Genomic DNA, 25,780 nt, shown 5'->3' with positions numbered 1-25,780 from the left:
CCTATTTCAGCCTCAAACCGGCTGACCACTCTTAACCTTCGCGAAAAAAGCACTAATCGCATAATAAGCGGCGCCGCGGACGGCGGACTGATCCTGCAATTCGGCGAACAAAATTTGCAGCTTCTCGCGGTGATAGCTGAGGGTGCGGCGGGCAATAGAGGCATGGATGGCTTCCTCCAGCCAAGCTTGTGCGCGGCTCATGCGGTTGCCGATGATGACGACGTTCGGATTAAACACATTCACAATGTTGGAAATGCCTACGCCCAAATATTCGCCAATGGCATAAAATAACGCCTGCACCTCGCGGTTTCCTGCTTCTGCGGCAGCAAGCAGCTCCTCGAGCGACTCAAAGCCAAGCGGCTCAGCCTGCTCCAACAGCGCATTTTCGGAAGCATAAAGCTCCCAACATCCCTGATTGCCGCAGCGGCACGGCTTGCCGCCATACTCAATCGACAAATGTCCCAGCTCGCCGGAAAAACCAGAAGCCCCTTTATACAGCTCCTTGTTTAAAATAATGCCCGTCCCGATGCCGATGCCGACACTGACGTAAATTTGGTTGGCGATGCCGCGCCCCGCGCCGTATTTCTGCTCGCCCTGCGCGCCGGCATTCGCTTCATTGTCGATGGTCACAGGCAGCTGAAAGCGCGCTTCCAGCATCTGCTGCAGCTCAACCTGCTGCCATTCGAGGTTAGGCGCGAACAAAATTGCGCCTTTGTCATCGACGATGCCCGGCGCGCCAACTCCGATGCCGATCAGGCCGTAATGGCTGCTCGGAGCTTGCGACGCCAGCTCCTCAATAAAGGCGATGAGCTGGTTCAGGGCAAAATCCTGCTCGCGTTTTTTGAAGCTAAGCTGCCGTTCGCTAATGACAGTCCCTTGCAGATCGGTTAACACGCCCCGCATATAGTTGACGCCAAGGTCAATGCCGATGGCATGTCCGGCTTGCCCATTAAACAGCAGCATGACGGGCTTGCGTCCGCCGCTGGACTCGCCGGGGCCATTTTCAAAAACGAGATGATTATCGATCAGATCCTGAACAAGGCTGGAAACGGTCGCTTTATTAAGTCCGGTCCGTTCGGATATTTGAGCGCGAGAGAGGGGGGCATGCTTAATAACAGCCTCTAGCACAATCGCGGTATTCATTTTTTTGATAAGCGCCAAGTCGCCGGTCGTCTTCAGTTTCAACAGATTGCCTCCGTCCATCTAAAAATCCATGTAGTGTATTGTATCACAGGCGTAAACGATATGACCGTCCAGCAGGCGAAAAAGCTCGTGTCCTATTGAAATGCAAGCGGAATCATTAGTAAGGGTTAATAGGACTATTTTAGCACAAAAAAACTTAGTTTAGTCAATAGACAAACTAAGTTTGATCATGTTATGCTGTTGGGGAGCGTTTACATCATCAGATTTGAGACAAAGCATTTATCCCATACCATAATCAGGAGGTTTTATAAAAATGAGCTATTTTTCTAACATTGGCAAAATTCAATTTGAGGGCAAAGGTTCGGACAATCCGTTTGCATTCAAACACTATAACCCGGAGCAAGTCATTCTTGGTAAAACAATGGAAGAGCACCTGCGCTTCGCGGTTGCTTACTGGCATACTTTTAACGCTAACGGCACAGATCCTTTCGGTTCGGCAACGATGTTCCGCGAGTGGGATAAGCTTGACGGTCTTGACCGTGCCAAAGCGCGCGTAGAAGCTAACTTTGAATTCATGGATAAGCTGAACATTCCATTCTACTGCTTCCATGATGTGGACATCGCTCCAGAAGGCGCTACGCTGCAAGAAACGAACAAAAACCTCGATGTCATCGTAGGCCTGCTGAAAGAAAATATGAAAACTTCCGGCAAAAAATTGCTTTGGAACACCGTTAACATGTTCTCGCACCCGCGCTTCGTTCATGGCGCTGGCACAACCTGCAACGCTGACGTGTATGCCTATGCTGGCGCACAGCTCAAAAAGGGTCTTGAAGTCGGTAAAGAGCTTGGCGCTGAAAACTATGTTTTCTGGGGCGGCCGCGAAGGCTACGAAACGTTGCTGAACACAGATATGGGCTTCGAGCTGGATAACCTGGCACGCCTGTACGAAATGGCGCTTGCTTATGCGAAAGAAATCGGCTTCGACGCGCAATTCCTGATCGAGCCTAAACCGAAAGAGCCAACGAAGCACCAATATGACTTTGATGCAGCAACAACGATTTCGTTCCTGCGCAAATACAACCTGCACAACGATTTCAAGCTGAACCTTGAAGCGAACCATGCGACACTTGCAGGCCACACGTTCGAGCACGAAATCCGTACAGCAGCTATCAACGGCATGCTCGGCTCCCTTGATGCGAACCAAGGCGATTTGCTGCTGGGCTGGGATACAGATGAATTCCCGACGGACCTTTACTCCACTACATTGACGATGTTTGAAGTGCTGAAAGCTGGCGGCATCGGCCGTGGCGGCGTTAACTTTGATGCGAAAGTTCGTCGTGCATCTTTCGAAGCGGACGATCTGTTCCTCGGTCACATTGCGGGTATGGACAGCTTTGCATGGGGTCTGAAAGCAGCTGCGAAGCTGACAGAAGAGAAAATTCTGGATGGCATCGTAGACAACCGTTACCGTACGTTTAAAGAAGGCATCGGCGCTGACATCGTTTCCGGCAAAGCAACTTTGGCTTCGCTTGAGCAATACGCGCTGCAAAACAACCCGATCCGTCTGGAGTCCGGTCGTCAAGAGCGCATTAGACTGCAACTGAGCGAAGTTATTTTCAGCGTTTAAGTCGGGAGGACTTCGGCTATGAGCTATGTCATTGGAATAGATTTAGGAACGAGCGCCGTCAAGGCGCTCCTCATTAATAAAGAAGGCACGGTTGCGGGCGAAGCTTCACGCAGCTACCCGCTTTATCATGAGCATACGGGCTGGAGCGAGCAGAAGCCTGATGATTGGGTCGATGCAACGCTTGAAGCGCTTGGCGAGCTGGCTGCTGCGATTGGACCAGAAGCAAGCGCGCAAATTGAGGGCATCAGCTTCTCCGGTCAAATGCATGGTCTTGTGCTGCTGAACGGTGCAGGCAATCCGGTGCGCAATGCCATTCTCTGGAATGACACGCGCACAACGGCGCAATGCCGTGAAATCGAGCGTACGCTTGGCGACAAGCTGCTCGGCATTACGCGCAATCCTGCGCTGGAAGGCTTTACACTGCCGAAAATCCTGTGGGTGCGCGAGCATGAGCCTGCTGCTTTTGAACAGGCGGAGCTGTTCCTGCTGCCTAAGGATTATGTACGCTATCGCCTGACAGGCGAGCAGCACATGGATTATTCCGATGCAGCGGGCACGTTGCTGCTGGATGTAGCAGCGAAGCGCTGGAGTGAAGAGGTGCTGGCCGCATTTGAGCTGCCGGCAAGCTTCTGTCCGCCGCTCGCCGAGTCACATGGCCAGACGGGTACGCTGCTTGCTGAATTGGCACAGCGCACAGGACTGCCAGCTACAGTAAAAGTGTTCGCAGGCGGAGCCGACAATGCTTGCGGCGCAATCGGCGCAGGTATTTTGAGCGAAGGCTTGACGTTATGCAGCATCGGCACGTCCGGCGTTATTTTGTCCTATGAAAATGACAAAAATAAGGATTTTGCCGGCAAGGTGCATTTCTTCAATCACGGCAAGGAAGATGCTTTCTACGCGATGGGGGTGACGCTGGCGGCAGGCTACAGCCTGAGCTGGTTCAAGAAGACGTTTGCGCCGAGCGAATCCTTTGATGAGCTGCTTGCAGGCATCGGGGAAGTGAAGCCGGGAGCAGGCGGTCTATTGTTTACGCCTTATCTCGTAGGCGAGCGTACACCGCATCCGGATTCCCTTATTCGCGCCAGCTTTATCGGCGTTGATGGCTCGCATGAGCGGGTTCATTTTGCCCGTGCAGTGATGGAGGGCATTACGTTCTCACTGCACGAATCAGTCGATATGTTCCGTGCGGCTGGTAAAACGGTCAATACGATTGTATCGATTGGCGGAGGCGCGCAAAATCCGGTTTGGCTGCAAATGCAGGCGGACATTTTTGATGCGAAGGTAGTAGCGCTCGAGAACGAGCAGGGGCCTGGCCTCGGCGCAGCTATGCTTGCTGCTTATGGCAGCGGCTGGTTTGAGAGCCTGGAGGCTTGTGCAGCGAAGTTCGTGAAGCATGCCGAGCAATATTTGCCGCAGCCTGAAGCTGTAGAAGCCTATAAAGGGCTGTTCCGCATCTACCAGCAGGTTTACACGCAAACGCGCAGTTTGAACGAAGCGTTAGCCGCTTACCGCAGCTAGCGAGGTTACCCGCAAGAACACATATGGCTGCCGCTTCTTCTGTCGTTCAGGAGAAGCGGCTTTTTTTGTGGAATGAACATAGTGAAGAAGTGAGAAGTGTCAGAAGAAAATAAAGTTCTAGACAGAGAAATTAAGGTATTAGACTGATGAAGCTTCATTAAGCTAACAGGCAGTTTAACTCAATAAAAAAACAAGAAAGCAGACGGTCCTTGTTATGGCTTTTCTTATTTAAACAAATGGCGTAAAAGCGCTAGCTGGCATATTTTATGAGTTATGGTCTAGCAACAATAAACCACAGCTGCATTGAAATAGTCACACCGTGGTTCTAGTAAATTCGCTAATATAATGCCATGATTATGGTGAAGGGTTACAGTTGCCGATAGTTATTTATTCATATCAAAACCAAATTATGATTTATGTCGAGCGACACCCTATAAAGTGTGAGATGAGTGGAGATGAAATTTATGATTAGAGTTGCAAAATTGGAGGATAGGAAAGATATAGCCAAACTATTGGCACAGTTAGGCTACCCGGATACCGAATTTTTTATTAAAAAGAACATGGAAAGACTTCTAACTGACCCCAACGAAGAATTAATGGTTTATGAAGATGAAGGACACGTTATTGCCTGTATTTCCCTTCATTATATCCCACAATTAGGTATTAGAGGAGATATTGCATCAATTAGTTATCTTGTTGTAGACTCCTCAATTAGAAGTAAAGGAATTGGAAAGGAATTAGAGGAATTTGCCTCTGCCTCTGCCAGAAAAAGGGGATGTGACAGTATCCAAGTTCATTGTCATTCCAGAAGAATAGACGCTCATAAATTTTATGAGAGACAAGGTTTTAAGGAGGCTCCTAAGTACTTTTCAAAAATGTTAGACAAATGACGGACTAAATTCTCACTAGCCTTTATTCAATCGACAGCAAAGTTTTAATAGGGAGGTAATGATTTATTCAGCAAATTAATATTTAATTAACGGGTAACGTCTGTTTAATGGCAACAGCGGCAGTCTAAGACTTTATTTCTCAAGTCTAGGCCGCCGCTGCTTATTTTAATAGGCCAGTCTAATCCTTTATATTCTCTGAACAATAAGCTTACACCACCTGCTCACCTGCCCAATCACTGTTTGAAGCTGCTCCATATCGCTTCCGGCTTTACCCCCAGCTCTCCGGCGATCAGCTCGGCTGTGAGCCGCTGGGGCTTTTTTATTTTGCCATTGCGGATTTTAGAAATGGTCGTCAAGGAAATGAGCGTGGAGCGGGCAAGCGATGTAGCGGAAATATTTTTGTTCAGCATCAGCATTCTCAGCTTGTAGGAAGGGTCCTCCTCCGGCGCCTGCTGGTTAAGCTCGGTGAGCATGATCAAGTAGCTGTTAAACGCCCTGTTGCCCGAATAAAATGGCTTAATCAATGCTTTTGCCGTGTTTTTGTCTTCTCCGATATGCATATGCAGCTCCAAATGCTCGATTTTGCCGATGCTTCTGGCCCGTTCCATGATGCGGCGCAGCGGCGCGCGGTGCTCCTCGGCAACCAGATCAAAGATGCTGCGATTCAAGAAACTAGCTGAGCCTTGGGCAAGCGGAGCGAAATAACGCTTCAGCGAAAAAATGCGGAATTGTTCAGAGATGCCGATAGCCATCATAATTTTATGATCGACAGCGAATTCATCGCCCCAGCGCTCGGCAGAAACATCCTTGCAGACGAGCATGTAATACGTTTGCTCCTCCATTTGAAATTTGCGGCAGCTCAGCCGAACGGTCGCCGTCATCGTAGAGCGCGTCGTCAGCTCGCAATCGAACGTCAGTTGATCATCTTCAATAAGCCTTGCCATCAGCTGCCCGAAGGGCTGCGAATCCTTTACAAAATCCTCCGGGTTGACCTCTAGAAGCTCATGCTTTCGATAGCCGGACAGCCCGGTAAAGGCTTTGTTAATATCGCGAATATACCAGCGGTTAAAATCATATTCCACAATCATCATCGGGTCGGCTAGCTGGTAAAAGATCGTATGCATGCTAATAATGCCTCCTTCAATCAGTGGTATATCTCAAGGTTATGTTTGATTACATTAAGAGTTATTAAACGTGACATATCTCGTATTTTAAATTATGCAGAAAAAAACTCGAAATGACAACACCCTTTAGTCATACTTCGTTAACAAATTGGGGCAGACTACAAATAGAGTCAACGCCCGAAAGGAGAAATAACCGATGAATTCGGCATTATTGTTTGATTTCGCAGATATTACGAGCGCTGGAATGGCCTTTGATACGCTGGAGCAGCTTGGCTATGATCCGGTTCTGCATGAAGGAGGCAGGCTGCATATTCATATGGAGGGCAATGATCTCATCTCTGCTCTCGAAATTATGCAGGTGCATGGCGGGCGGCTTATTCAGGAAGCTGCCATTGATGCGAACGCTTACACAGATACCGCTTATTCGCTTGACGGCATCACCATCCCCGCGCATATTGTGAATGAGGATTGGAACGAGGAGCTGTAGCCAGCATTTTTGGCAAAAGAAAAAGCGCGGTCTCCTAGCTGTCTGAGACAGCCAGTGCCGCGCTTTTTCCTGCGTTATAGCCTGTTGAGAAGGCCGCAGTAATGTTATAGCCACCTGTGTAGCCATGAATATCGAGAACTTCGCCGCAAAAATAAAGGCCAGCGCTTTGCTTGGAGCCCATCGTCTTCGGATCGATTTCCTTCAGATGGACTCCGCCGCCGGTGACGAAAGCTTCCTCAATGGACAGCGTGCCGTTCACTTTTACGGGGAAAGCTTTGATTTGCTTGGCGAGCGCAAGAAACGGCCCCTTGGGAAGATTGTCATACGTAATATCGCCGCTGATGCCATTTTGCTGAAGCAGAAAATCCAGCAGCCGCTCCTGCAAATAGCCCCGAAGCACATTTTTAATCGCTTTTTTCGACTCCAGCTTCGCCATTTGCATCATTTCCTGATAAACCTCAGCCTCGGAGCGTCCCGGCAGCAGGTCGATTGTGAGGAGCACAGTTGCAGCCTCCCTTGCGCCGCTTCCTGAATGCTCTATCGATTCTAAAGCGCCTGCGTCACCTATACTGCCATTTGCTGCGCTGGAACCTTCAACGGTGCCAGAAGCGTTCTTCTCTTTGCTAGCCGCCTGTTTGAGCGCTTTGACGACGAACTGGCTGCATCTAAGGGCGGTTGGGCCAGATAAGCCGAAGTGGGTGAAGATCATATCGCCTTCATGGGTAATCAATTTTTTTCCTTTCGCATTCCATACCGTAAGCTCTACCTCGCGCAGTGAAATGCCTTGCAGTGTTTTGCTGCGTATCCAAGGCTCGGAGGATGTGAGAGGCACTTCTGTCGGATACAGCTCCGTAATCGTGTGCCCGCCGCTGATCGCCCAAGGGTAGCCGTCTCCAGTTGAGCCGGTATGGGGGACGGATTTGCCTCCCGTAGCGATGATGACGGCTTTCGCTGCGAGCTTTTCACCATTTTGCAGCAGCAGCCCTTTTACCGCACCGTCCTTATATAGAACTTCTCGTACTGGCGTATTCGTCCGAATGTCGACCCCTTGCTCGCGGACTTTGCGAATGAGCGCATCGACGACCGTTTTGGCCTTGTCCGATACCGGGAACATCCGGCCGCGGTCCTCCTCCTTCAAGGCGATGCCCATCCCTTCGAAAAAGGCGATAATATCGCGATTGCCGAACGCATTTAGCGCACTGAATAAAAACTTCCCGTTTCCGGGTATATGTTGGATGAGCTGATCCATCTCTTTTGCGTTCGTTACATTACAGCGTCCGCCTCCGGAAATGCCGAGCTTGCGCCCCAGCTTGTCTCCTTTGTCAACGAGAAGAACAGAGGCTCCGTGCGCGCTTGCAGCTACTGCTGCCATTAAGCCGGAGGGGCCTCCGCCAACAATTATAATATCGTACATGATTCACTCAGCCTTTCTTTCTACAATCTTGTTCATTGTACCATTCTTTCGACAAAATATTGAGTTATAATAGAACATAATTCATCAGCTGGAGGTGCCTTGGATGATTCGTATGGAATGGACGTTTCAAGGTTGTGGGGATACCGAACTATACGTAAGGGAGTGGAAGCCTGATAAGGAGCGTCCAAAAGGCGTTTTATGTCTAATACATGGCATGGGCGAGCATGGTGATCGTTATAGCGCCTACGCGGCGAAGCTCGTTGCGGCTCAATATGTTGTAATCGCTCTCGATCAGCAAGGCCACGGCCGTTCATCCGGCCCCAGAGGGCATCTGCCGTCTGTAGATGATGCGGCAGCCCATGCCGCCATGCTGGTGGAGCAGGCCGCGCAGCGTCATCCAGAGCTGCCAATCTTTCTTTATGGTCACAGCATGGGAGGAAATATCGCGATGAATTGCGCGCTGCGGCTCCAGCCTGCAGTGAAGGCGCTAGTGCTTTCTAGCCCATGGCTAAGGCTGGCCTTTACACCACCCCGTGCCCAGCTTTGGCTGGGGAAGCGGCTGGCTGCCTTTTGGCCAGGGCTGCCGCAATCGACGGGACTGGGAAGTGGGAAGCTGTATCGGCGAGGCTATGAGGAGGCCGCCCATATTGAAGGAGATCCGCTGTGCCATTCCCGTATTACGGTTAAAACCTTCCTGAGTCTCCATGATTCAGGCGAATGGGCGATAGCCAATTGCGGCCAGCTGCATGTGCCGCTGCTGCTCATTCACGGCGCAGCTGACAAAATCACCTCTCATCATGCGAGCGAGCAGGTGGCGCAGCGGCTTGGCGAGGCATGCACCTTTGTTTCTTGGCCTGACGGCTATCATGAACTGCATAATGATCTTGAAGCACAACGTTTTATTGAAGTGGTGACGAACTGGCTGGATATGCATACAGATGAAAATAAGGATCACGCAATTTAATCTAGTAAGCGATTAGGGGGGGAGACCTGTCGTTCGTGTTGAAAGAATTGCTGTTACAATTCGTTATTTCACTTATTCCTGTATTTTCCTTTCAGCTCTGGCATTATAAGCAGCGCAAGGAAAACCATATTCGAGTGTTTATAACGGCTGCAAGCGCTATCGCAATGGTTGCGTGCATGTCGGTTTCGATGGATTTTAATGGATATGAGCTGAATTTCCGCTTCGTTCCGTTTATTTTGGGCTCTTTATACGGAGGGGTGTATGGCGCGCTCGTTCTTGATCTGCTTTATATTTTCCTTAGAGTGCCAGCGCTTGACACCGATGCGGAGAAAATGGTTTTTGTCTTTTTTATGTTTGTTCATGTGCCTATTATATTGCTCTATGCCAAGCGATTTAGCAAAAAGCCTCTGCATCGAAAGCGGCTCATAGGCGTGAAATCGATAACGCCGATCTCCGTCTACATATCATTTATGTTTGTCATGTTTATGATGAATGAGGACTTTTACTGGTCGACTGAGCTGGTGGCGGTATTTATTTTACTTATGATTGGTTCGATCATTGCCATTTGGTTATCTATTTTTATTGTGGAAAAATTTGTTGAAAATTCGCGGCTGCAGCTGGAGCTCAAAAATGTTTCGTCCAGCTATCGGCTCGAAGTAGAAAAACAGCAGCAGTTCATAGATGAAATGCTGCTGGCGATTTTGTTCACAGATGAGCACGGCGTCATCACGCATTTGAATGCGAAGGGCAAGGAGCTGTTCCAGCGGCAGTTTGAGGCAAGCGGAGATTTATTTTCCGAAAATGTACGTATGGACACCTTTTTTGCTGCAAAAGAGGACGGTGCTTATATAAAACTGCTTGAGGATGCGCTCGCTGGAGCCAAGAGCAGTACAGGACCGCACACCTATGATGGCAAAACGCTGCTTAAGACAGCATTCGCCATCCGTAGGCAGGAGGATCAATCCATTGCGGGAGCCGCCCTTATTGTCCAAGATGTAACGGAGCTTACGCTGCTGCGCGATGAGCTGGGAAGAATGGAGCGCCTTAGTCTAATTGGTCAAATGGCTGCAAGCATTACGCATGAGATCCGCAATCCGATGGCGGTAATAAGGGGCTTTATGCAGCTGATGCGGGAGCGCAGCCGGCTGAATGAGCAGCAGTATTATCAGATCGTTATGGAGGAGCTGGATCGGGCGAATACGATTATTAGCGACTTTTTGTCATTGGCGCAAAATCGTTCGGTTCCGATGCAGAAACATTCCTTGCAAACGATTATTCAGGAAATATTGCCACTTCTTGAGGCAGACGCCAATCTTAGAGGTCAGGTTGTGCAGACGGAGCTTGCCGAGGATTTGCCCGCCTTTCTTATGTCAGACAAGGAAATGAAGCAGCTGCTTATTAATCTTGTGCGCAACGGCATGGAAGCGATGGGGGAGAAGGGCGTTCTGCACATATTTACTTGCTATATCCCTCTGGAAAATAAAGTGGTGCTTCGCATTCGTGATAATGGTGTAGGTATTCCAGCAGATCAGATGAGCGAGCTATTTAAGCCATTTTATACGACGAAGTCCAAAGGAACGGGACTCGGGCTGCCGCTTTGCCTCAGCATTGCCGAAAGGCATAATGGCAAGCTGGAGGTGGAGTCTGAGGAAGGCGAGGGGACGACTTTTATTTTAACCTTTATGCTAGGGGAAACGGATGCCTTGTCTGCGCGCTATTAACATAATGGAAACTAAACCTGCACATACTACCTTTGCCTGTCAGTCATCATAAGACGGATGAAGGAGGAGAACATATGGAGCGCAATCAAGCGAAGTCTGAACAATCCCTGCAGCAGGAGCAGCAAAATGCTGAAAATGCCAAGAAGCGCAAAGGGACGTCCGAAACAGAAGCTGGTTTCGACAAGAAGCTGGACGGCCCGAATCGTCCGTCTATTTAATGAGGCGAGCGATGAGCGCTGCCTGCTTGCAGCTTGCAGGAGGAGTGCGGAAACATAGAGCAGCAGTTGCGACATGGACGGCTGTTGCTTTATTTTCCTGCCCGGCGTTATAATAGTAACTAAATTTAGGTTATCAAAAAGGAGTGTATTTCAGTGTCCATGTCATTTGAGAGATACATGTTGGATATGGTTCAACCGATGCGTGATGATTTGACGCGTCTTGGCATTCAAGAGCTTCGCACACCGGAGGATGTGGAACAAAATCTTCCCGATGCAAAAGGAACGGCGCTTGTAGTCGTAAACTCCGTATGCGGCTGTGCAGCTGGCCAGTGCCGCCCGGGTGTAGCGGAAGCGCTGCAGCATGATATTACACCAGATCATTTGTTTACTGTATTTGCTGGACAGGATAAAGAAGCAACGGCTAAAGCGCGCGAGTTTTTCGCACCGTACCCGCCATCTTCCCCATCCATCGCGCTAATGAAGGACGGAGAGCTTGTTCATTTCATTGAGCGTCACCAAATCGAGAACCGTTCCGCGTCGGATATTGCAGCCGATCTGGCTGATGCGTTCGATCGGTTCTGCCGCTAAGGGCAGGAGGAACTATGAGCTTACAAGCAGATATTATTAAAAGGCTTGGCGTTAAGCCGGTCATTGATGTAGATCAGGAAATCCGCACCCGCGTTGATTTTCTCAAAAAATATGTATTGGACTCCCATACGACGGGTCTGTTGATCGCCATCAGTGGCGGCATCGACAGCGCTGTCGCAGCGGGCCTCTGCAAAAAAGCGACCGATGAGCTGACAGCTGAAACCGGCCGTGACTATATGACGCTTGGCGTGTACCAGCCGTACAGCGAGCAGTCGGATATTTCCGACAGCTACGCGGTATCGGAGGCATTCGGTATTACGAAGACTGTGGAAACGAACATTGGCGAAGCGGTAGACGAAATCGCCATTGAGACGGAGCATGGTTTGAAAGGTATCGGCATCCATCGTCATCTTAGCCGTGGCGGCAAAGGCAATGTGAAGGCGAGAACGCGCATGGTTGTCCAATATGCGCTCGCCTTTGACCTCAATTTGCTCGTTGTTGGTACGGATCATGCATCCGAAGCGATTACAGGCTTTTATACAAAATGGGGCGACGGAGCGGTTGATATTACGCCGCTCAGCTCGCTGAACAAACGCCAGGTACGCCAGCTTGCTTCGCATCTTGGCGTGCCGAAGAGCATTTTGGATAAAGCGCCATCCGCTGGTTTATGGGATGGGCAGACCGATGAGGATGAGCTTGGCATTACCTACAATGACAACAGCGATTATTTGGAAGGTAAGGAAATTGGCGCAGAGGCGAAGGAAAAGCTGGAGAAGCAATACCTGAAAACCGAGCACAAGCGCTCGCCTATTCCTGGCATATAGTTAAAAACGTATTTTTAGAAGCTTGTCCGCTGCAAAAGCGGGCAAGCTTCTGTTATTATGGAGCAAATACGTCATATGGGGGATAGGGTATGGAATATGCGTTAGTGACCGGAGCGGATCGCGGTCTGGGCCTCGGCTTTGTCAGGCAGCTGCTGTTGAAGGGATTTACCGTATTTGCCGGGCGTTATGCCTCGGATCGGGAAGGCTTGTCTGAGCTAAAGCAGCAGTACGGCGAGCGGCTTCATATGATTGAATTAAACGTCGCAGTTGATGATTCCGTTAAGGAAGCATCGCGGCTTGTAGCTATACATACCGATAAGCTGGATATCGTTATCAACAATGCGGCCATACTTGGCGATATTGAGGCCAGCGTGGTGGATGAGCTCGATTGAAGCGGGCAGCATCGAAGACAGCACGCGTACGAGCTGGTTTGGCTACTGTATGTCGAAGGCAGCATTAAATATGCAATCCAAACTCGTTTACAACCGTATTAAAGAGGGCGGAGGCCATGTGCTCGTGCTTCATCCCGGCCGGGTTCAAACCTATATGCAGGGCAAGCTTGATGCAGAAGGTGATTTTACGCCGGATCGTTCGGCGATTGCGCTTATTGAAATGATGGAGCGCCAGCTTGTCGAAGTGAAGTCAGGGGCAAGACCGGAGCTTATGCTTTTGAATCCAGATGGCTCGCAGCGGCCTTGGTAGCACTTGCAGGCGGGATAGCGATAGGACACAGGAGTCAGGCAGAGCACAGAGCGAGTAATCATTGAAGGCAGGCGAAGCAATGATAGTAGGAATTGGCCATGATATAACGGATATGAACAGAATGCAGGGGATACTTGCCGGCAGCTCGGCGAGGAGATTTTTGCAGCGAATTTTGACAGAGCAGGAGCTTAAACTCGGAGAGGGTTATGAAGGGAAGCGAAAAGTTCAATTTGCGTCGGGCCGTTTTGCGGCGAAGGAGGCGGTAGTCAAAGCGTTTGGCTGTGGCATTGGCGGCATTATTGGCTTTGGCGATATTAATATTTTACGTTCGGAATCCGGGAAGCCGGAGTGTGTATTGTCCGAAGGGGCGTGGCAAAGGCTGGGTTTATCTGCTGCCGCAATACGCGTTCATATTACGATTACGCATGACCGGGAGCTGGCATCTGCCGTAGCCATTGTCGAACAGCTTGCCTAAACGAGCTGCTTATTGTAGCAAAATAGTTGGTTATACAAAATTATGCTACGAATTGTAATGTTGATGTCAACTTTGTCATTATCAGGGGGCTTGCTGCCGATAAAGATAAGGAGACTGAATTCAAGCATCTTAGCTGCCGCTAGCATTCGGCACGTTATATTATACAGCATGTGTTGGCAGCAGGCTTGCTCGCCGCCTATTCCGATGGCGGCGGACAAGCCTGCTCGTCTATTTCTTGCCAGCAAGCCAAGCGGCTAGTCCAGCGATTTCCTCACTTGTGAGACGATCCTTGAAGGGAGGCATGGAGCCTTTGCCATTTTGGAGCTGCTTCACAATGTCTGCCTCGCTCATCCGGGCTCCAACCTGCTGCAGATTGGTCTCAGTACCCATGCGGCCCTGCAGGTCTGTGCCGTGGCAGCTGATGCAATTGGATTTATAGACAGAGGCGGTGCCGTCAGGCGCATCCATATGCGGCGTTGCTTTCGTTCCTGGCTGTGAAGTGCCTCCGCAGGCAGCAAGCAAAACGGTAGTCAGGACTGCAAGCAGCAGCATTTTGCCCCAGACTGATAGAGAAATGCGTAACATAAGGGTTCCTCCCAAGTTATCAATTTTAGGAAATCATAGACTCAGTATAGCGGATTGCTTGCTGCAACTTCCATAGGATTTTGCCAAGGGGGGCGCTATAATAGAAAAGGCTAACAAGAAAATACGACAAGAGATCGGTAGGCATGGAAGGAATATGGAAATAACTGGCGAACATATGCTCAACCAACAGTTTAAGCAGCTAAAGGCTGATGTGATGGTGGCATCCTATTCGAAAAGCCCAGCAGGCTGGATAATGAGGCGCGCTGAGCCTGACTATTTCTGCTTATGCTACGTCGATAAAGGTGAAGGTTGGCTGGAAATGAACGAGACCCAATATAAGGTCAGCGCCGGGCGGCTGTATTTGCTGCGTCCAGGCTGGGCACGAAGGTATGGCTCGCTGGGCGATAATCATTTTATCCATTATTGGTGCCATTTCCGCGCGGAGATGGCTGCCGAATCCTATATCCATTTGGCTCATTTGCCGTTAGAGGTTGAAGTAAAGGATGCGCAGATCGTGAAGCAGCTGTTTACGAAGATGCTCGCGGCGCAGGAAGAGAGCGACCTCACGGGAGAATTGCGGACGAAGGCTGTGCTTTTCGAGCTGATTGCGCTTTTCATGGAGGACAGCCGGACGCAAAACACAACTTTGCTGCAGCTGTCCGAGCATGAGCACTGGAATGATGTGCTCGTCTATGATGAAGTGCTTAATTTTATTGAAGAAAATTTGAAATATCAAATTCCAATTGGTGTGCTGGCCAGACTGGCAGACCTGTCGGCTGAAGGATTTCATGCTGCGTTTAAAAATAAAGTCGGCTGCTCGCTCGTTCAATACATCACGCAGCGGAGAATAGCGACCGCCAAGAAGCTGCTGCGCACGACGAATTTGCCGATTGCCGCAATTGCGGCGGAGGTCGGCATGCTCAATCATTATTTGTCACGGCTGTTCAAGCAGCAGACGGGCATTACGCCTTCGGAATACCGCCGAATTATATGCAGCAGCGCTTGGCAGGAGGCGGGGCAAACAGATCGAGAGGAGTACAGAAATACATGACAGCGGAAGCAAAACAACATTTCAGCAGAGAACTGCTGCATTGGTACCGGAGAGGCAATCGCGATTTGCCATGGCGTAAAAGCCGCGATCCTTACCGGATATGGGTATCGGAAATTATGCTTCAACAAACGAGAGTCGATACCGTTATTCCTTATTATGAACGATTTATGGACAAATTCCCCTCGGTTCAGGCGCTTGCCGAAGCTCCCGAGCCTGAGGTGCTTAAGTGCTGGGAGGGGCTTGGCTATTACTCGCGGGCGCGGAATTTGCAAGCGGGAGCGCGCCAAGTGATGGAGCTGCATCAAGGGCAGGTGCCGGATGATAAAACAGCCGTCGCCGCATTGAAAGGCGTTGGGCCTTATACGAGCGGGGCGATTATGAGCATCGCCTTTAATCGGCCTGAGCCAGCTGTAGATGGCAACGTCATGCGCGTGCTTTCCCGTTATTTTGCGCTGGAGGATGATATTGCGAAGCCAGCCACGCGGGTGAAAATCGAAAAGCTCGCCGCCGAGCTCATTCCTGAAGGCGCAGCAGGCGATTTCAATCAAGCACTAATGGAGCTGGGAGCGCTCGTCTGTACGCCAAAGTCGCCTAGCTGCCTGCCATGTCCGGTTATGGAGCATTGCGAGGCAAGAATCGAAGGCCGCGAGACGGTGCTTCCTATTAAATCGAAGGCGAAGCCGCCGCGGCCGGAAGCGCGCATTGGCGTCATAATCGAAGGCTCAGGTGAGCATAAAGGCAAGGTGCTTGTCCGGCAGCGTCCGGCAACCGGGCTGCTTGCCCAAATGTGGGAGCTGCCGCATTTGCTCGTGCCGAAGGAGCTGGAACCGCTGCTGCGTTTCGGGGAAGAGCAGCTGACAGAGCAAGCACCGCTTGGCGGTCTGCTGACCGAGGCCGTCGCAGGCGATACGGGCTTGCTCATTCGTCCTCAGCGCCAGCTGATGGATGCCGATCATATTTTCAGCCATATCCATTGGAAAATGAGAGTTTATAAGGCGGATCTAGGTACGATGAATGCAGGGCCTACGGTGCCAATGGCGCAAATGGCTGCTGAAGCTGCGGCTGTCTATACAGCTGCTGGAAAGCAGCTTGCAGAGCAGGTTGAGCAAGCAGGGCAGGCAGAGCGAACAGAGCAGACGGAGCAGCAGGGAGAGCCCCGCGAGCCGTATCGATGGATTGGACCGGAGCATATGGATGAGCTGGCCTTTCCGAATTTATTTTTGAAAATTTTACGAGATTATTGGAATCAGGATTTGTAAAGCCGAAGGGGGAGCTTTGGAATGAGCGAAACGTTGAAGCAACTGCTTGAGCACAAAATCGTTGCAATTCTTAGAGGAATTGAGGATCGCCATGCTGATGCGGCAGGACAAGCATTAATAGACGGCGGAATCCGCCTAATGGAAATTACGCTGAATACGCAAGGCGCTACAACGATGATCCATCGCTGGCGAAACAAGTTTGACGGTCAGGCTATTGTCGGCGCAGGTACGGTGCTGGACCTTAAGATGGCGCAGGAGGCATTAGCGGCAGGGGCACAGTTTATTATTTCGCCGAATCTCGACGAGGAGGTTATTGCTTACGGCGCGGAGCATGGCGTATCTGTGTGGCCTGGCGTCATGACCCCTACCGAAATCGTCAAAGCTTGGAAGGCTGGAGCGGAAGCGGTCAAGCTGTTCCCGATGGGAACGCTGGGCACAAAATATTTGGCTGAAATTCGCGGCCCGCTGGACCATATTCCGATTATGGCGACAGGCGGAGCGGATTTGCATAACCTCGGCGAATATTTCGGCGCTGGCGCAAATGCCGTCGGTCTGGGCAGCAAGCTCGTTAACCTTGAATGGGTACGCGAAGGCAAGCTTGAACTTGTTACGGAGCGGGCGCGGCAGTTCGTTGATGCGGTGAGCAAGCTGTAATTCGGGCTCATCCATCGTTACCCCAAACTAGCAATTGTATATTATGAGTTTTCTATCATCCAATGGGGGTAATGAATAAACAAAAGGGCCTGCGGCAACAAGGCCGCAGGCTGCAAGAGAGAATATATAATAAAGGGGGGTCATAAAGCTAGTATAATTGGATAAGATGAATATAACCTGAGCGATATATTACAGTTTTATTACAAGAAGGAAATCGGTTACAAAAAAGGTGGGTGAGTATGATGCGTTTTTCCATTTGGAAACCGGCAGTTATTGCGGTGGCGGTGTTAGGCACGCTTTATTTTACAATGAAGCCGGAGTGGCTGCCTGTATTTGCAGCATCGGAGCAGCAGGGCCAAGGCAGCGGAACGATCAGTCAATTGGAGCAGGAATTGGCCGCACATTTTAAAAATAGAGAAGAGCATTTTACGCTTCAATATAACGGGGATAGCAGCAAGCTGTCGGCGGAGCTTAAATCTATTATTGACCGCGCGATGGCGAAGGATGATTATACGGCGTATATTTTGGAGTCGTATGTGTATACGACGCGCAGTCTCGGTACTCGTTCAACGATCAAGATGGAGGCGAGCTACCGGGAATCGAAGGAGCAGACGGCCGAGGTTGACCGCGTAGTCGCGCAGCAGCTTAAGAAGCTTATAACCTCAGGCATGAATGACCATTTGAAGGTGAAGGCTATTCATGACTGGATTGCGGGCAAGCTGAGATATGACCAGTCGCTGAGCAATTATACCGCTTATGAAGCGATTACGACTGGAAGCGCGGTATGCCAGGGCTATGCGCTGCTTGCCTACAAAATGCTGAGTGAAGCGGGCATTACGACGAAAATTGCCGAGGGTACAGTTGATACGGGCGATCATGCGTGGAATATGGTGAAGCTGGATGGGCATTGGTACCATCTCGATGTGACATGGGATGATCCGGTAGCGACCGATCCCGCAGCGCCAGCCGATACGATCCAGTACAGCTATTATTTAAAAACGGACAAGGAAATGCGTCATGACCATCAATGGAAAAAAAGCTATCCAGCCGCGACTACTTCGTATTCCGCAGAGCTAGACAAGCTTGAGAAGAAAGGCGGCTCCGCCGCAGCTTCTTACAAAAAGCTTGGGCAGCAGCTTGGCTTTCAGTGGCTGAAGCCGGAAAACATCGTCGCTGATCGCGCGGCGCTGACCGAAAAAATCCGCGCTGGCGTAAAGCGCGGAGCGACCAGCCTGGAGTTTCGCTATTTGAAAGGCGATACGTTTTCTGCTGATCTCAAAAGCGCCGTAGCTGCGCTGCAAGTGCCGATTGGCTATTCAGCGCGCTATGAGCCCTATTTGCATGATGGCTCGCAGCTGGTGAAATTGCAGCTGACCTATTGAATATTGTACGAGCCGCACAGTTAAGCATAAGCTTCACAGTGAAAAAATGATCCCAATAGCAAAGCGATTCAAATAGCAAAAAAACCTCCTGTCTCCCTTCAACTTACTGAAGGTGAGCCAGGAGGTCTTTTGTTTATAGCGGCAAAAGAAAAGGTAATCTTTAAGTAAGAGCGCAAAGCATATGCAGCTCGAGCTTTATTTGCCCTGCTGGCGGGCGGCCGTCATTTGCTGCCAGACGGAGCCTGCCGCTTCCTCGCCACGCTCGATGCGCTCCAAGGCGATTTGCGCTTGCAGCTGAATCTCGAACTCGCTGTCCTGTGCTGCAATGCGCAGGGCAGGAATAGCCGATTCGTCGCCAACTTCATACAGGAAACGGGCGGCCCGCCAGCGCACAAGCTTGTTCGTGTCGCTGAGCGATTCGATCATCGGCGCAGTAGCGGCAGGATCGCCCCAATCGGAAAGGGTATCCCCAGCTGTTCTGCGAACCGATACCGATTTGTCGCGAAGCGCCTGGAATAAATAAGGCATCGCCTCATCTGTGCGAAGGTCGCCCAAATAGACAACGGCGAGCCGTCTGATCGACACCGTGTCGTCGGTCAGCGCCTTGGCAAGCAGCGGCAGCAGCGCAGGCTCGGGCGTCAGGCGGTCAAGCGCGGCATAACGAATGCGCCAGTCCGGCGATTCCAGCCGCTCGGCAATTTCGCCCGCGGTTAGCGGAGCCGGCCGTGCCGGAGCGGGTGCGGCATCGCCGTCCGCTGCGCCTTGCGCCTTGGCGGCGGCGATTAGCTCTACTAGCCGCTCCGCCGTATAGGCGGCTTCCAGCTCGCGGACGACATCGGCGGCGATTTCTTCAAGCTCGCCATAGCGGATGCCGAACTCCTCCAGCTTGCGTTCGCGGATCATCGAGGAGCCGGCCGCCTCGCTGACGGCGTTCGTGAACTGCTCGGGCAGCGCGGAGCGGGCTTCGCGCTCGCCATTTTTCACTCGTACCTGCATCGGAATGCCCCGATACATCTGTACGAGCACATGCGCCTCGCCGTAGCTGTTCTCGGTCAAGGCTGCTTGCCCAGCTCCGCTGTCGTCGCCGTGCAGCAGCGTTCTTGCTTCGGCGAGAATGAACGCCCAATCCGCACTCGATACGCGGTCCAGGGCAATAAAATCAGCGGTGCGGAAAATGCTGCGCACCCCTTCTATAGCAAGGAGGCTTTTCAGTGGCTCCGGTGCGCTTTCTGCTTCTTTTTTCGAAAAAGTTTGTCTTACGCCGCGCGGCAGCGATTCATCCATATTCAGTTTCATGGAGTTCGGGCTGGGCGTCGGTTCAATGGATAAAAGCTTCACATTTATCATCCTCCGTTCATACAATTCAAAGGTTATGGGTTTAGTTTACATGAATTTGCAGGAGGATGCGAATACAAGGTGCATTAGAAGTGTCAGGAAAGTTGCTTCGATCACTCTTAGTTGGTATCTTAAAGCTATACTCTATTTTCGTAACGCGTAGGAGGAAGCCAGGATGAAACCCAGAAGATTTGAGAATCAGCAGCAGGTTGAACAGCATAACTCCTTTAAACAGTTTCAAAGATGGCGCTCAGAACGATCAAACAAGATGAAAATCAAAGATTATTCATATACCGTGCCGAATGTAGAGCCGGATCTGCAATATTTGCACCACAATCGCAAGCATCCTTCCGTCACATGGGTCGGACATTCGACTTTTCTAATCCAGATGGCGGGGCTCAACATTGTGACGGACCCGGTCTGGTCAGGGAATATGGCTTTTGAAAAAAGGCTTGCGCCCCCGGGCATTCCCATCAGCGATGTGCCCCCGGTTGACGTCGTGCTCATTTCGCATTCGCACTATGACCATTTGAACATTAACTCGCTCCGCAAGCTGGGAGGCGTGAAGCAAATTCTCGTCCCTGCGGGACTTGCAGGCAAGCTTAAGCTCAAGGGTTTTCGCCGCATTAAGGAGCTGCATTGGTGGGAATCGGTCCATATTCATGGCGTAAAATTCACGTTCGTGCCGTCTCAGCACTGGACGAGGCGCAATCCGTGGGATACGAACAGCTCGCATTGGGGCGGCTGGGTGATGGAGCCATATGCAACGCTGCCAAGCGGAAGCGGCGACCACTCGCACGCGCAAGTGCATCTGCACGGCATGGGCGGAAGTAGCAGTGTGGCGGAGCGTGAGCAGCCAGCAGCAGCGGCATCGGAAGCAGTCAAAGCAGCAGATTGCCTGGGCCATTCCCACGGGCCGGGACATGCTGCCCGTCCTGTAACGGGAATTGCGCCCACCGTCTATTTTGCAGGTGACAGCGGATATTTTCCCGGCTTTAAGGACATTGGGCGCAAATTCCATATCGATGTTGCGCTCATGCCGATAGGCGCCTATGAGCCGGAATGGTTCATGGGGCCGCAGCATGTGACGCCGGAGGAATCGCTGCAGGCGTTCGAGGATGTGAAGGCGAAGTATTTTGTGCCGATGCATTATGGTGCCTTCAAGCTGGCTGATGATACGCCGCGCGAAGCGCTGGACCGCCTAGAAGCTTGCCGGGAAAGCCGCTGTATTGAGGAAGAGCGGATAGTCGTGCTGCCTCATGGGGAATCTTGGCGGCTTGCAGGACAATAAATGCCAAACGCGGACAAGAGAAAGCCAAAACTGTGAAATGACTTCCTGCCCGTTTCAAGCGTATACTTAGTAAGCAGGCAAATAGACAATGAACGACAATAATAAATAACAGCGCATCGTTATTAGGAGGAGCACGTAATGAGTCAACCGATTCGTATTGGGATTATTGGGGCCGGGGCTATCGGCAAAGTGCATATGGAAACGTTTCAGAAGGTTGGGGCCGAAGCCGCAATTGTAACGGCAGTAACGGATGTATATTTGCCGCTTGCTGAGCAGCGCGCAGCGGAATTTGGCATCGCGACGATTCACGAAAGCCCTCAGGCGCTCTTGGAAGATCCGGAGCTCGATGCAGTCATTATCGGCGTTCCGAACCAATTTCACGCGCCTTTAGCCATTGAGGCATTGAAGCAGGGCAAGCATGTGCTGCTTGAGAAGCCGATGGCAATTGATTCCGAGGCGGCCCGCACCATTTATGAAGCGTCGCAGGCTGCTGGCAAAGTACTTATGATGGCGCATCAAATGCGCTGGCTCGGCATTAACCGTGCCATTAAAGCGCGTGTGGAAAATGGCGATCTCGGCTCCATCTACAATGTAAAAACCGGTTGGTTCCGCAAAAAAGGCATTCCAGGCTGGGGTTCATGGTTTACCCGCAAGGATCAGGCAGGTGGCGGCCCGCTTATCGATATTGGCGTGCATATGCTTGATTTGTCGCTATATTTGATGGGAAACCCGCGTCCGGTATCGGTATATGGCTCGACGTATGCCGAGTTTGGCCCGAAGCGCCGCGGCATCGGCACTTGGGGTACGCCGAATTGGGACGGCTATTATGATGTTGAGGATTTGGCGACAGCGCTGATCAAGTTTGAAAATGGCGCGACCTTGTCGCTGGACGTAAGCTGGGCTGCACATTCGGCTTCGCTAAGCGAGGAGCCATTTATCCATCTGATGGGTACGGAAGGCGGAGCGGCGCTTGTTGGCACGAACGGCTGCTTCGTTACCCATGAGGATGATAAAGTAGTGGAATCAGAAATCGCGCCATTTGATGGAGAAGAGGACCGCGTGCTGCTGAGCAGGCATTTCATCGACTGCATTAACGAAGGCAAGCAGCCGATTGCTTCGGCGCTAAGTGGATATACGAACAGCCGGATATTGGATGCGATCTACGAATCTTCCCGTACCGGCAATGAAGTGAAGCTGCACTGGGACTAAGCTTGGAGCAGGGTTAGCAGCGCAGAAGGCCGTATGCGGCCTTGCAGGCGCAGGGCACATAAGGAGCACGGTCCCGAAGGTCGCCGTTTGAAACGGCAGCTTCACCGGGGCCTGTTCGCGCGCAAAAATGCAGCGAATTGACAATTCGAGGTTCGTTTGCGGGCATACTGTGCTATAATAATGCAAGATAATGAGAATGAATGTGAAGGACGGGATTGGAACCATGATTAGTACTACTGGCATAACGCTTCGATTTGGGAAGCGGGCGCTTTTTGAAGATGTTAGCATTAAGTTTACGCCGGGCAACTGCTACGGCCTTATTGGCGCGAACGGCGCAGGTAAATCGACGTTTTTGAAAATATTGTCCGGAGAAGTAGAGCAATCAAGCGGTGAGGTTCATATTACACCGGGCGAGCGTCTTGCTGTACTGAGACAGAACCATTTTGAATATGACGAGTTTGCTGTTATTGAAACGGTTATGATGGGCCACAAGAAGCTTTATGATGTAATGAAAGAGAAAGATGCGCTGTATGCGAAAGCTGATTTTACCGATGAAGACGGCATGCGCGCAGGCGAGCTGGAAGCTGAATTCGCCGACATGAACGGCTGGGAAGCCGAGTCGCAAGCGGCAGAAATGCTGAACGGCCTTGGCATCACGCCAGATCTGCATGACAAGTCGATGTCGGAGCTGAGCGGTAACGAGAAGGTACGTGTATTGCTCGCGCAAGCATTGTTCGGCGAACCGAACATTTTGCTGCTCGATGAGCCTACCAACCACTTGGACATTGAGTCGATCCGCTGGTTAGAAGATTTCCTTGCAAAATATGAAGGAACTGTCGTCGTGGTCAGCCATGACCGTCACTTCCTGAACACGGTATGTACGCATATCGCCGATATCGATTTTGGTAAAATCCAGATGTATGTCGGCAACTACGACTTCTGGTATGAGTCCAGCCAGCTGGCGCTTTCCTTGATGCGCGGCGAGAACAAGAAGAAGGAAGACAAAATTAAAGAGCTGCAAGCGTTCATTCAGCGTTTCAGCGCGAACAAATCGAAATCCAAGCAGGCAACTTCCCGTAAGAAGCTGCTTGATAAAATTTCCCTCGATGACATTCGTCCTTCGAACCGGAAATATCCGTTTATCAACTTCAAGGGCGAACGCGAAGCAGGCAAATCGCTGCTGCTCGTAGAAGGCTTGACGAAGTCTGTAGAAGGCGTGAAGGTGCTGGATAACCTGACGATTGCCGTTAATAAAGGCGATAAAATCGCTTTTGTTGGCCCGAACGAACAGCCGAAGACGCTATTGTTCCAAGTTTTGATGGGCGAGGTTGAAGCGGATGCTGGTACTTACCAGTGGGGCGTTACAACAACGCAAGGCTATTTCCCGAAAGACAACTCGTCGTACTTCGACGGTGTTGATCTGAACTTGGTCGAGTGGCTGCGCCAGTATTCCAAAGATCCGGATGAGACCTTCATTCGCGGCTTCCTTGGACGCATGCTGTTCTCTGGCGACGATGCGATTAAGAAAGCAAGCGTATTGTCCGGTGGAGAAAAGGTCCGCTGTATGCTATCCAAAATCATGCTCAGCGGCTCCAACGTATTCCTGATGGATGAGCCGACGAATCACTTGGATCTCGAATCCATTACAGCGCTCAATAACGGCTTAATCGATACGGATTGCACGGTTCTGTTCACTTCGCATGACCATCAGTTCGTTCAAACGATTGCCAACCGCATTATGGAAATTACGCCTAACGGACTGATAGATCGCATGATGACGTATGATGAGTACCTTGAAAGCGAAGAGGTTAAAGCGCTTCGGGAAAAAATGTACGCAGAATAATAGAGCTGGATTCAGCTTGCAATAGAGAAAGGCTGCAACTCGTCTGTATGGACGATAGGGCAGCCTTTTTTGTGTTTGATGCAGCGGGTTTATAGCAATTGTAGTAGCACTAGCAATAGCAATAGTAAACTCTTAAAGAACGTATAAAGCTTGGTATTAGGTAGGCTATTCTTTAAGCTGGTTCCATTCCATCAGCTGATGCTGCAAATGGACAATTAGCTTGTCGACGTCCTGTAGAAAAGTGTCTCTGGCTTCCGTTTCCATGCTTTCAAGCGCTTTCGCCAGTGGCGGCGCGCCCGCAGCCTCCAGCGTCATCATTAATTGCTGAAGCTGGGCCAGCACAGGAGGCATGCCATCGACATCCGCTTCTGCTTCGGCAGTAGCTCCTGTCACTACGCCTGTAACAGGAGCAGGAGCAGTTGCTGCAGACCCATTAGCAGCTGGTGGCTGCGCGGTCGAAACCGAAACAGCTGCGATATCTGCAGAAGCCGCATCAGCAGCAAGCAAAGCTGTTTGATTAGGCAGATTGTCCAATACGCCGACCTGCTGCTGTTCTTGCCCTTGTACAAGCTGCTGCATAGGCTGCTGCCCAGATTGCTGCTCCGCTTGCGAGGGGGCAGCTTTCTTTTTCGGCTCTGCTGGCTGGGCGGGCTTAGCCCGTTCAGCTTTGTTGTTCTGGCGGATGGACCACGTTTCGAGCAGCGCGGGGCCGTTCTTGAACAGCAGCTTCTCCTTCGTGCTAGCGGAAATGTCTGGATCTTTGAATAGCTTGGCGATTTTCTTGACATCGCTGACTGGCATTTCGTCACGCGCAAAAATAAGCGCGAGCGGGTCGCGCAGCTCCATCGGCAAATCTTTAAGCGGAAGCAGCTGATCTTCCGTCAGCATATCCTTGCGGATTGCTGTGCCGCTGACGATCCGCTTCTTGACCGCGCTGCTGAATTTGAGCAGCTCGCATTTATTTTTTATATACGATTCCGGCTTGCTGAGCTTGCTCGCCAGAAATTTCACCGAGCTGCTGAATTTCTCATTGTTCAGCAGCTTGTGAAACGCCTCCGCCTCTTCAATCGGCGAGAAGCCCTCGCGCGTCAAATTTTCGGCAATTTGCTCCAAATAAATATCCATTTCATTGGTCATCGTCGAGACGATGCAAGGAATCGTCGGCTTCCCAAGCGCGATGCAAGCTTTATATCTGCGGTTGCCATATATGATTTTGTAGCGTCCGTTATCCGTTTTTCTGACTTTAATCGGCGACAGCAAGCCAAGCTCCGAGATGCTGGTTATGAGCTCCTGCAGCGACTGCTCGTCGAATTGGTAACGGGGCTGGTCCGTATCTTCATCAATCAGATTAATATCCATTTGTATAATGTCCATATCTACTCTCCTATCTATAAACCAGGCTTCCATGCCAGCATGGCAGGGCTAATGGGCCAACCTTCATTATATAACAAGGAGGGCCTTCGGGGAAATGAAGGC

The 25,780-nt window shown here is 50.9% G+C and carries 25 protein-coding genes; 19 read left to right on the top strand and 6 right to left on the bottom strand.

Features of this window, described 5'->3' with window-relative positions; genetic code table 11:
- Positions 1-12 precede the first annotated feature (12 nt).
- On the bottom strand, positions 13-1,203 hold the full coding sequence (locus ASF12_RS30615) for an ROK family transcriptional regulator (protein ID WP_056042726.1): 1,191 nt from the start codon (positions 1,201-1,203) through the stop codon (positions 13-15).
- Positions 1,204-1,456: 253 nt separating this feature from the next.
- Between ASF12_RS30615 and xylA the strand changes: the two genes are divergently transcribed.
- The 3 genes from xylA (at position 1,457) to ASF12_RS30600 (ending at position 5,178) form a co-directional block, all read left to right on the top strand.
- A complete protein-coding gene (gene xylA, locus ASF12_RS30610) occupies positions 1,457-2,770 on the top strand; it encodes a xylose isomerase (protein ID WP_056042724.1) in 1,314 nt (437 codons plus the stop codon).
- Positions 2,771-2,788: 18 nt separating this feature from the next.
- On the top strand, positions 2,789-4,288 hold the full coding sequence (xylB, locus tag ASF12_RS30605; protein ID WP_056042723.1) for a xylulokinase: 1,500 nt from the start codon (positions 2,789-2,791) through the stop codon (positions 4,286-4,288).
- 464 nt (positions 4,289-4,752) lie between these two features.
- The gene (locus ASF12_RS30600; protein ID WP_056042720.1) at positions 4,753-5,178 is read left to right on the top strand and encodes a GNAT family N-acetyltransferase; all 426 of its coding nucleotides are present in this window, start codon (positions 4,753-4,755) and stop codon (positions 5,176-5,178) included.
- 233 nt (positions 5,179-5,411) lie between these two features.
- Here ASF12_RS30600 and ASF12_RS30595 read toward each other — a convergent pair whose 3' ends face one another.
- Complete coding sequence (locus ASF12_RS30595; RefSeq protein WP_056042718.1) at positions 5,412-6,302, bottom strand: helix-turn-helix domain-containing protein; 891 nt, start codon at positions 6,300-6,302, stop codon at positions 5,412-5,414.
- Between the two features lie 196 nt (positions 6,303-6,498).
- Between ASF12_RS30595 and ASF12_RS30590 the strand changes: the two genes are divergently transcribed.
- The gene (locus ASF12_RS30590; RefSeq protein WP_056042716.1) at positions 6,499-6,789 is read left to right on the top strand and encodes a hypothetical protein; all 291 of its coding nucleotides are present in this window, start codon (positions 6,499-6,501) and stop codon (positions 6,787-6,789) included.
- A 34-nt stretch (positions 6,790-6,823) separates the two neighbouring features.
- Here the strand turns inward: ASF12_RS30590 and ASF12_RS36015 are convergent, their stop codons facing one another.
- Positions 6,824-8,206 carry an NAD(P)/FAD-dependent oxidoreductase gene (locus ASF12_RS36015; protein ID WP_056042715.1) on the bottom strand — a complete coding sequence of 461 codons (1,383 nt, stop codon included), beginning with the start codon at positions 8,204-8,206 and terminating at the stop codon, positions 6,824-6,826.
- A 100-nt stretch (positions 8,207-8,306) separates the two neighbouring features.
- On the opposite strand from ASF12_RS36015, the gene ASF12_RS30580 reads away from it, so the two are divergent.
- The 8 genes from ASF12_RS30580 (at position 8,307) to acpS (ending at position 13,695) form a co-directional block, all read left to right on the top strand.
- Positions 8,307-9,167 (top strand): alpha/beta hydrolase, encoded by an 861-nt coding sequence (locus ASF12_RS30580; protein ID WP_056042713.1) that lies wholly within the window; start codon positions 8,307-8,309, stop codon positions 9,165-9,167.
- A gap of 35 nt (positions 9,168-9,202) precedes the next feature.
- Entirely contained in the window at positions 9,203-10,888 is a 1,686-nt protein-coding gene (locus ASF12_RS30575; protein ID WP_056042711.1) for a two-component system sensor histidine kinase NtrB, read from the top strand.
- A 74-nt stretch (positions 10,889-10,962) separates the two neighbouring features.
- On the top strand, positions 10,963-11,106 hold the full coding sequence (locus ASF12_RS35350) for a hypothetical protein (protein WP_200931690.1): 144 nt from the start codon (positions 10,963-10,965) through the stop codon (positions 11,104-11,106).
- 153 nt (positions 11,107-11,259) lie between these two features.
- On the top strand, positions 11,260-11,694 hold the full coding sequence (locus tag ASF12_RS30570) for a BrxA/BrxB family bacilliredoxin (RefSeq protein WP_056042709.1): 435 nt from the start codon (positions 11,260-11,262) through the stop codon (positions 11,692-11,694).
- A gap of 14 nt (positions 11,695-11,708) precedes the next feature.
- Positions 11,709-12,518 carry an ammonia-dependent NAD(+) synthetase gene (gene nadE / locus ASF12_RS30565; RefSeq protein WP_056042708.1) on the top strand — a complete coding sequence of 270 codons (810 nt, stop codon included), beginning with the start codon at positions 11,709-11,711 and terminating at the stop codon, positions 12,516-12,518.
- Positions 12,519-12,607: 89 nt separating this feature from the next.
- Positions 12,608-12,910 carry an SDR family NAD(P)-dependent oxidoreductase gene (locus ASF12_RS34880; RefSeq protein WP_056042706.1) on the top strand — a complete coding sequence of 101 codons (303 nt, stop codon included), beginning with the start codon at positions 12,608-12,610 and terminating at the stop codon, positions 12,908-12,910.
- On the top strand, positions 12,897-13,220 hold the full coding sequence (locus tag ASF12_RS34875; protein WP_056042703.1) for a hypothetical protein: 324 nt from the start codon (positions 12,897-12,899) through the stop codon (positions 13,218-13,220). The genes ASF12_RS34880 and ASF12_RS34875 overlap by 14 nt, the downstream gene beginning before the upstream one ends.
- A 79-nt stretch (positions 13,221-13,299) precedes the next feature.
- Positions 13,300-13,695 (top strand): holo-ACP synthase, encoded by a 396-nt coding sequence (gene acpS, locus ASF12_RS30550; protein WP_056042701.1) that lies wholly within the window; start codon positions 13,300-13,302, stop codon positions 13,693-13,695.
- 228 nt (positions 13,696-13,923) lie between these two features.
- Here the strand turns inward: acpS and ASF12_RS30545 are convergent, their stop codons facing one another.
- Positions 13,924-14,280: a c-type cytochrome gene (locus ASF12_RS30545; protein ID WP_056042699.1), complete on the bottom strand. Its 357-nt coding sequence runs from the start codon at positions 14,278-14,280 to the stop codon at positions 13,924-13,926.
- Positions 14,281-14,434: 154 nt separating this feature from the next.
- Between ASF12_RS30545 and ASF12_RS30540 the strand changes: the two genes are divergently transcribed.
- The 4 genes from ASF12_RS30540 to ASF12_RS30525 all read left to right on the top strand — a co-directional run bounded on the left by ASF12_RS30540 (position 14,435) and on the right by ASF12_RS30525 (position 18,626).
- Positions 14,435-15,331: an AraC family transcriptional regulator gene (locus ASF12_RS30540; protein WP_056042697.1), complete on the top strand. Its 897-nt coding sequence runs from the start codon at positions 14,435-14,437 to the stop codon at positions 15,329-15,331.
- Positions 15,328-16,590 (top strand): A/G-specific adenine glycosylase, encoded by a 1,263-nt coding sequence (gene mutY / locus ASF12_RS30535; RefSeq protein ID WP_056042694.1) that lies wholly within the window; start codon positions 15,328-15,330, stop codon positions 16,588-16,590. The genes ASF12_RS30540 and mutY overlap by 4 nt, the downstream gene beginning before the upstream one ends.
- 21 nt (positions 16,591-16,611) lie before the next feature.
- A complete protein-coding gene (locus ASF12_RS30530) occupies positions 16,612-17,244 on the top strand; it encodes a bifunctional 4-hydroxy-2-oxoglutarate aldolase/2-dehydro-3-deoxy-phosphogluconate aldolase (protein ID WP_056042692.1) in 633 nt (210 codons plus the stop codon).
- Between the two features lie 239 nt (positions 17,245-17,483).
- A complete protein-coding gene (locus ASF12_RS30525; RefSeq protein WP_056042690.1) occupies positions 17,484-18,626 on the top strand; it encodes a transglutaminase domain-containing protein in 1,143 nt (380 codons plus the stop codon).
- A gap of 195 nt (positions 18,627-18,821) precedes the next feature.
- Here the strand turns inward: ASF12_RS30525 and ASF12_RS30520 are convergent, their stop codons facing one another.
- On the bottom strand, positions 18,822-19,964 hold the full coding sequence (locus ASF12_RS30520; RefSeq protein WP_056042688.1) for a virulence factor: 1,143 nt from the start codon (positions 19,962-19,964) through the stop codon (positions 18,822-18,824).
- Positions 19,965-20,136: 172 nt separating this feature from the next.
- Here ASF12_RS30520 and ASF12_RS30515 point away from each other — a divergent pair, with 172 nt between their 5' ends.
- From ASF12_RS30515 to ASF12_RS30505, 3 genes are all read left to right on the top strand, one after another.
- Entirely contained in the window at positions 20,137-21,252 is a 1,116-nt protein-coding gene (locus ASF12_RS30515) for an MBL fold metallo-hydrolase (protein ID WP_056042686.1), read from the top strand.
- Between the two features lie 138 nt (positions 21,253-21,390).
- A complete protein-coding gene (locus ASF12_RS30510; protein WP_056042682.1) occupies positions 21,391-22,461 on the top strand; it encodes a Gfo/Idh/MocA family protein in 1,071 nt (356 codons plus the stop codon).
- 223 nt (positions 22,462-22,684) lie between these two features.
- Complete coding sequence (locus tag ASF12_RS30505) at positions 22,685-24,304, top strand: ABC-F family ATP-binding cassette domain-containing protein (protein ID WP_056042681.1); 1,620 nt, start codon at positions 22,685-22,687, stop codon at positions 24,302-24,304.
- 165 nt (positions 24,305-24,469) lie between these two features.
- Here the strand turns inward: ASF12_RS30505 and ASF12_RS30500 are convergent, their stop codons facing one another.
- Entirely contained in the window at positions 24,470-25,678 is a 1,209-nt protein-coding gene (locus tag ASF12_RS30500) for a ParB/RepB/Spo0J family partition protein (protein WP_056042679.1), read from the bottom strand.
- Positions 25,679-25,780: the final 102 nt, after the last annotated feature.

The organism is Paenibacillus sp. Leaf72, from assembly GCF_001422685.1.
Lineage (GTDB): Bacteria > Bacillota > Bacilli > Paenibacillales > Paenibacillaceae > Pristimantibacillus.
Note: the sequence above shows the minus strand (reverse complement) of the source record. Positions and strands in the feature narration are given on the sequence as shown.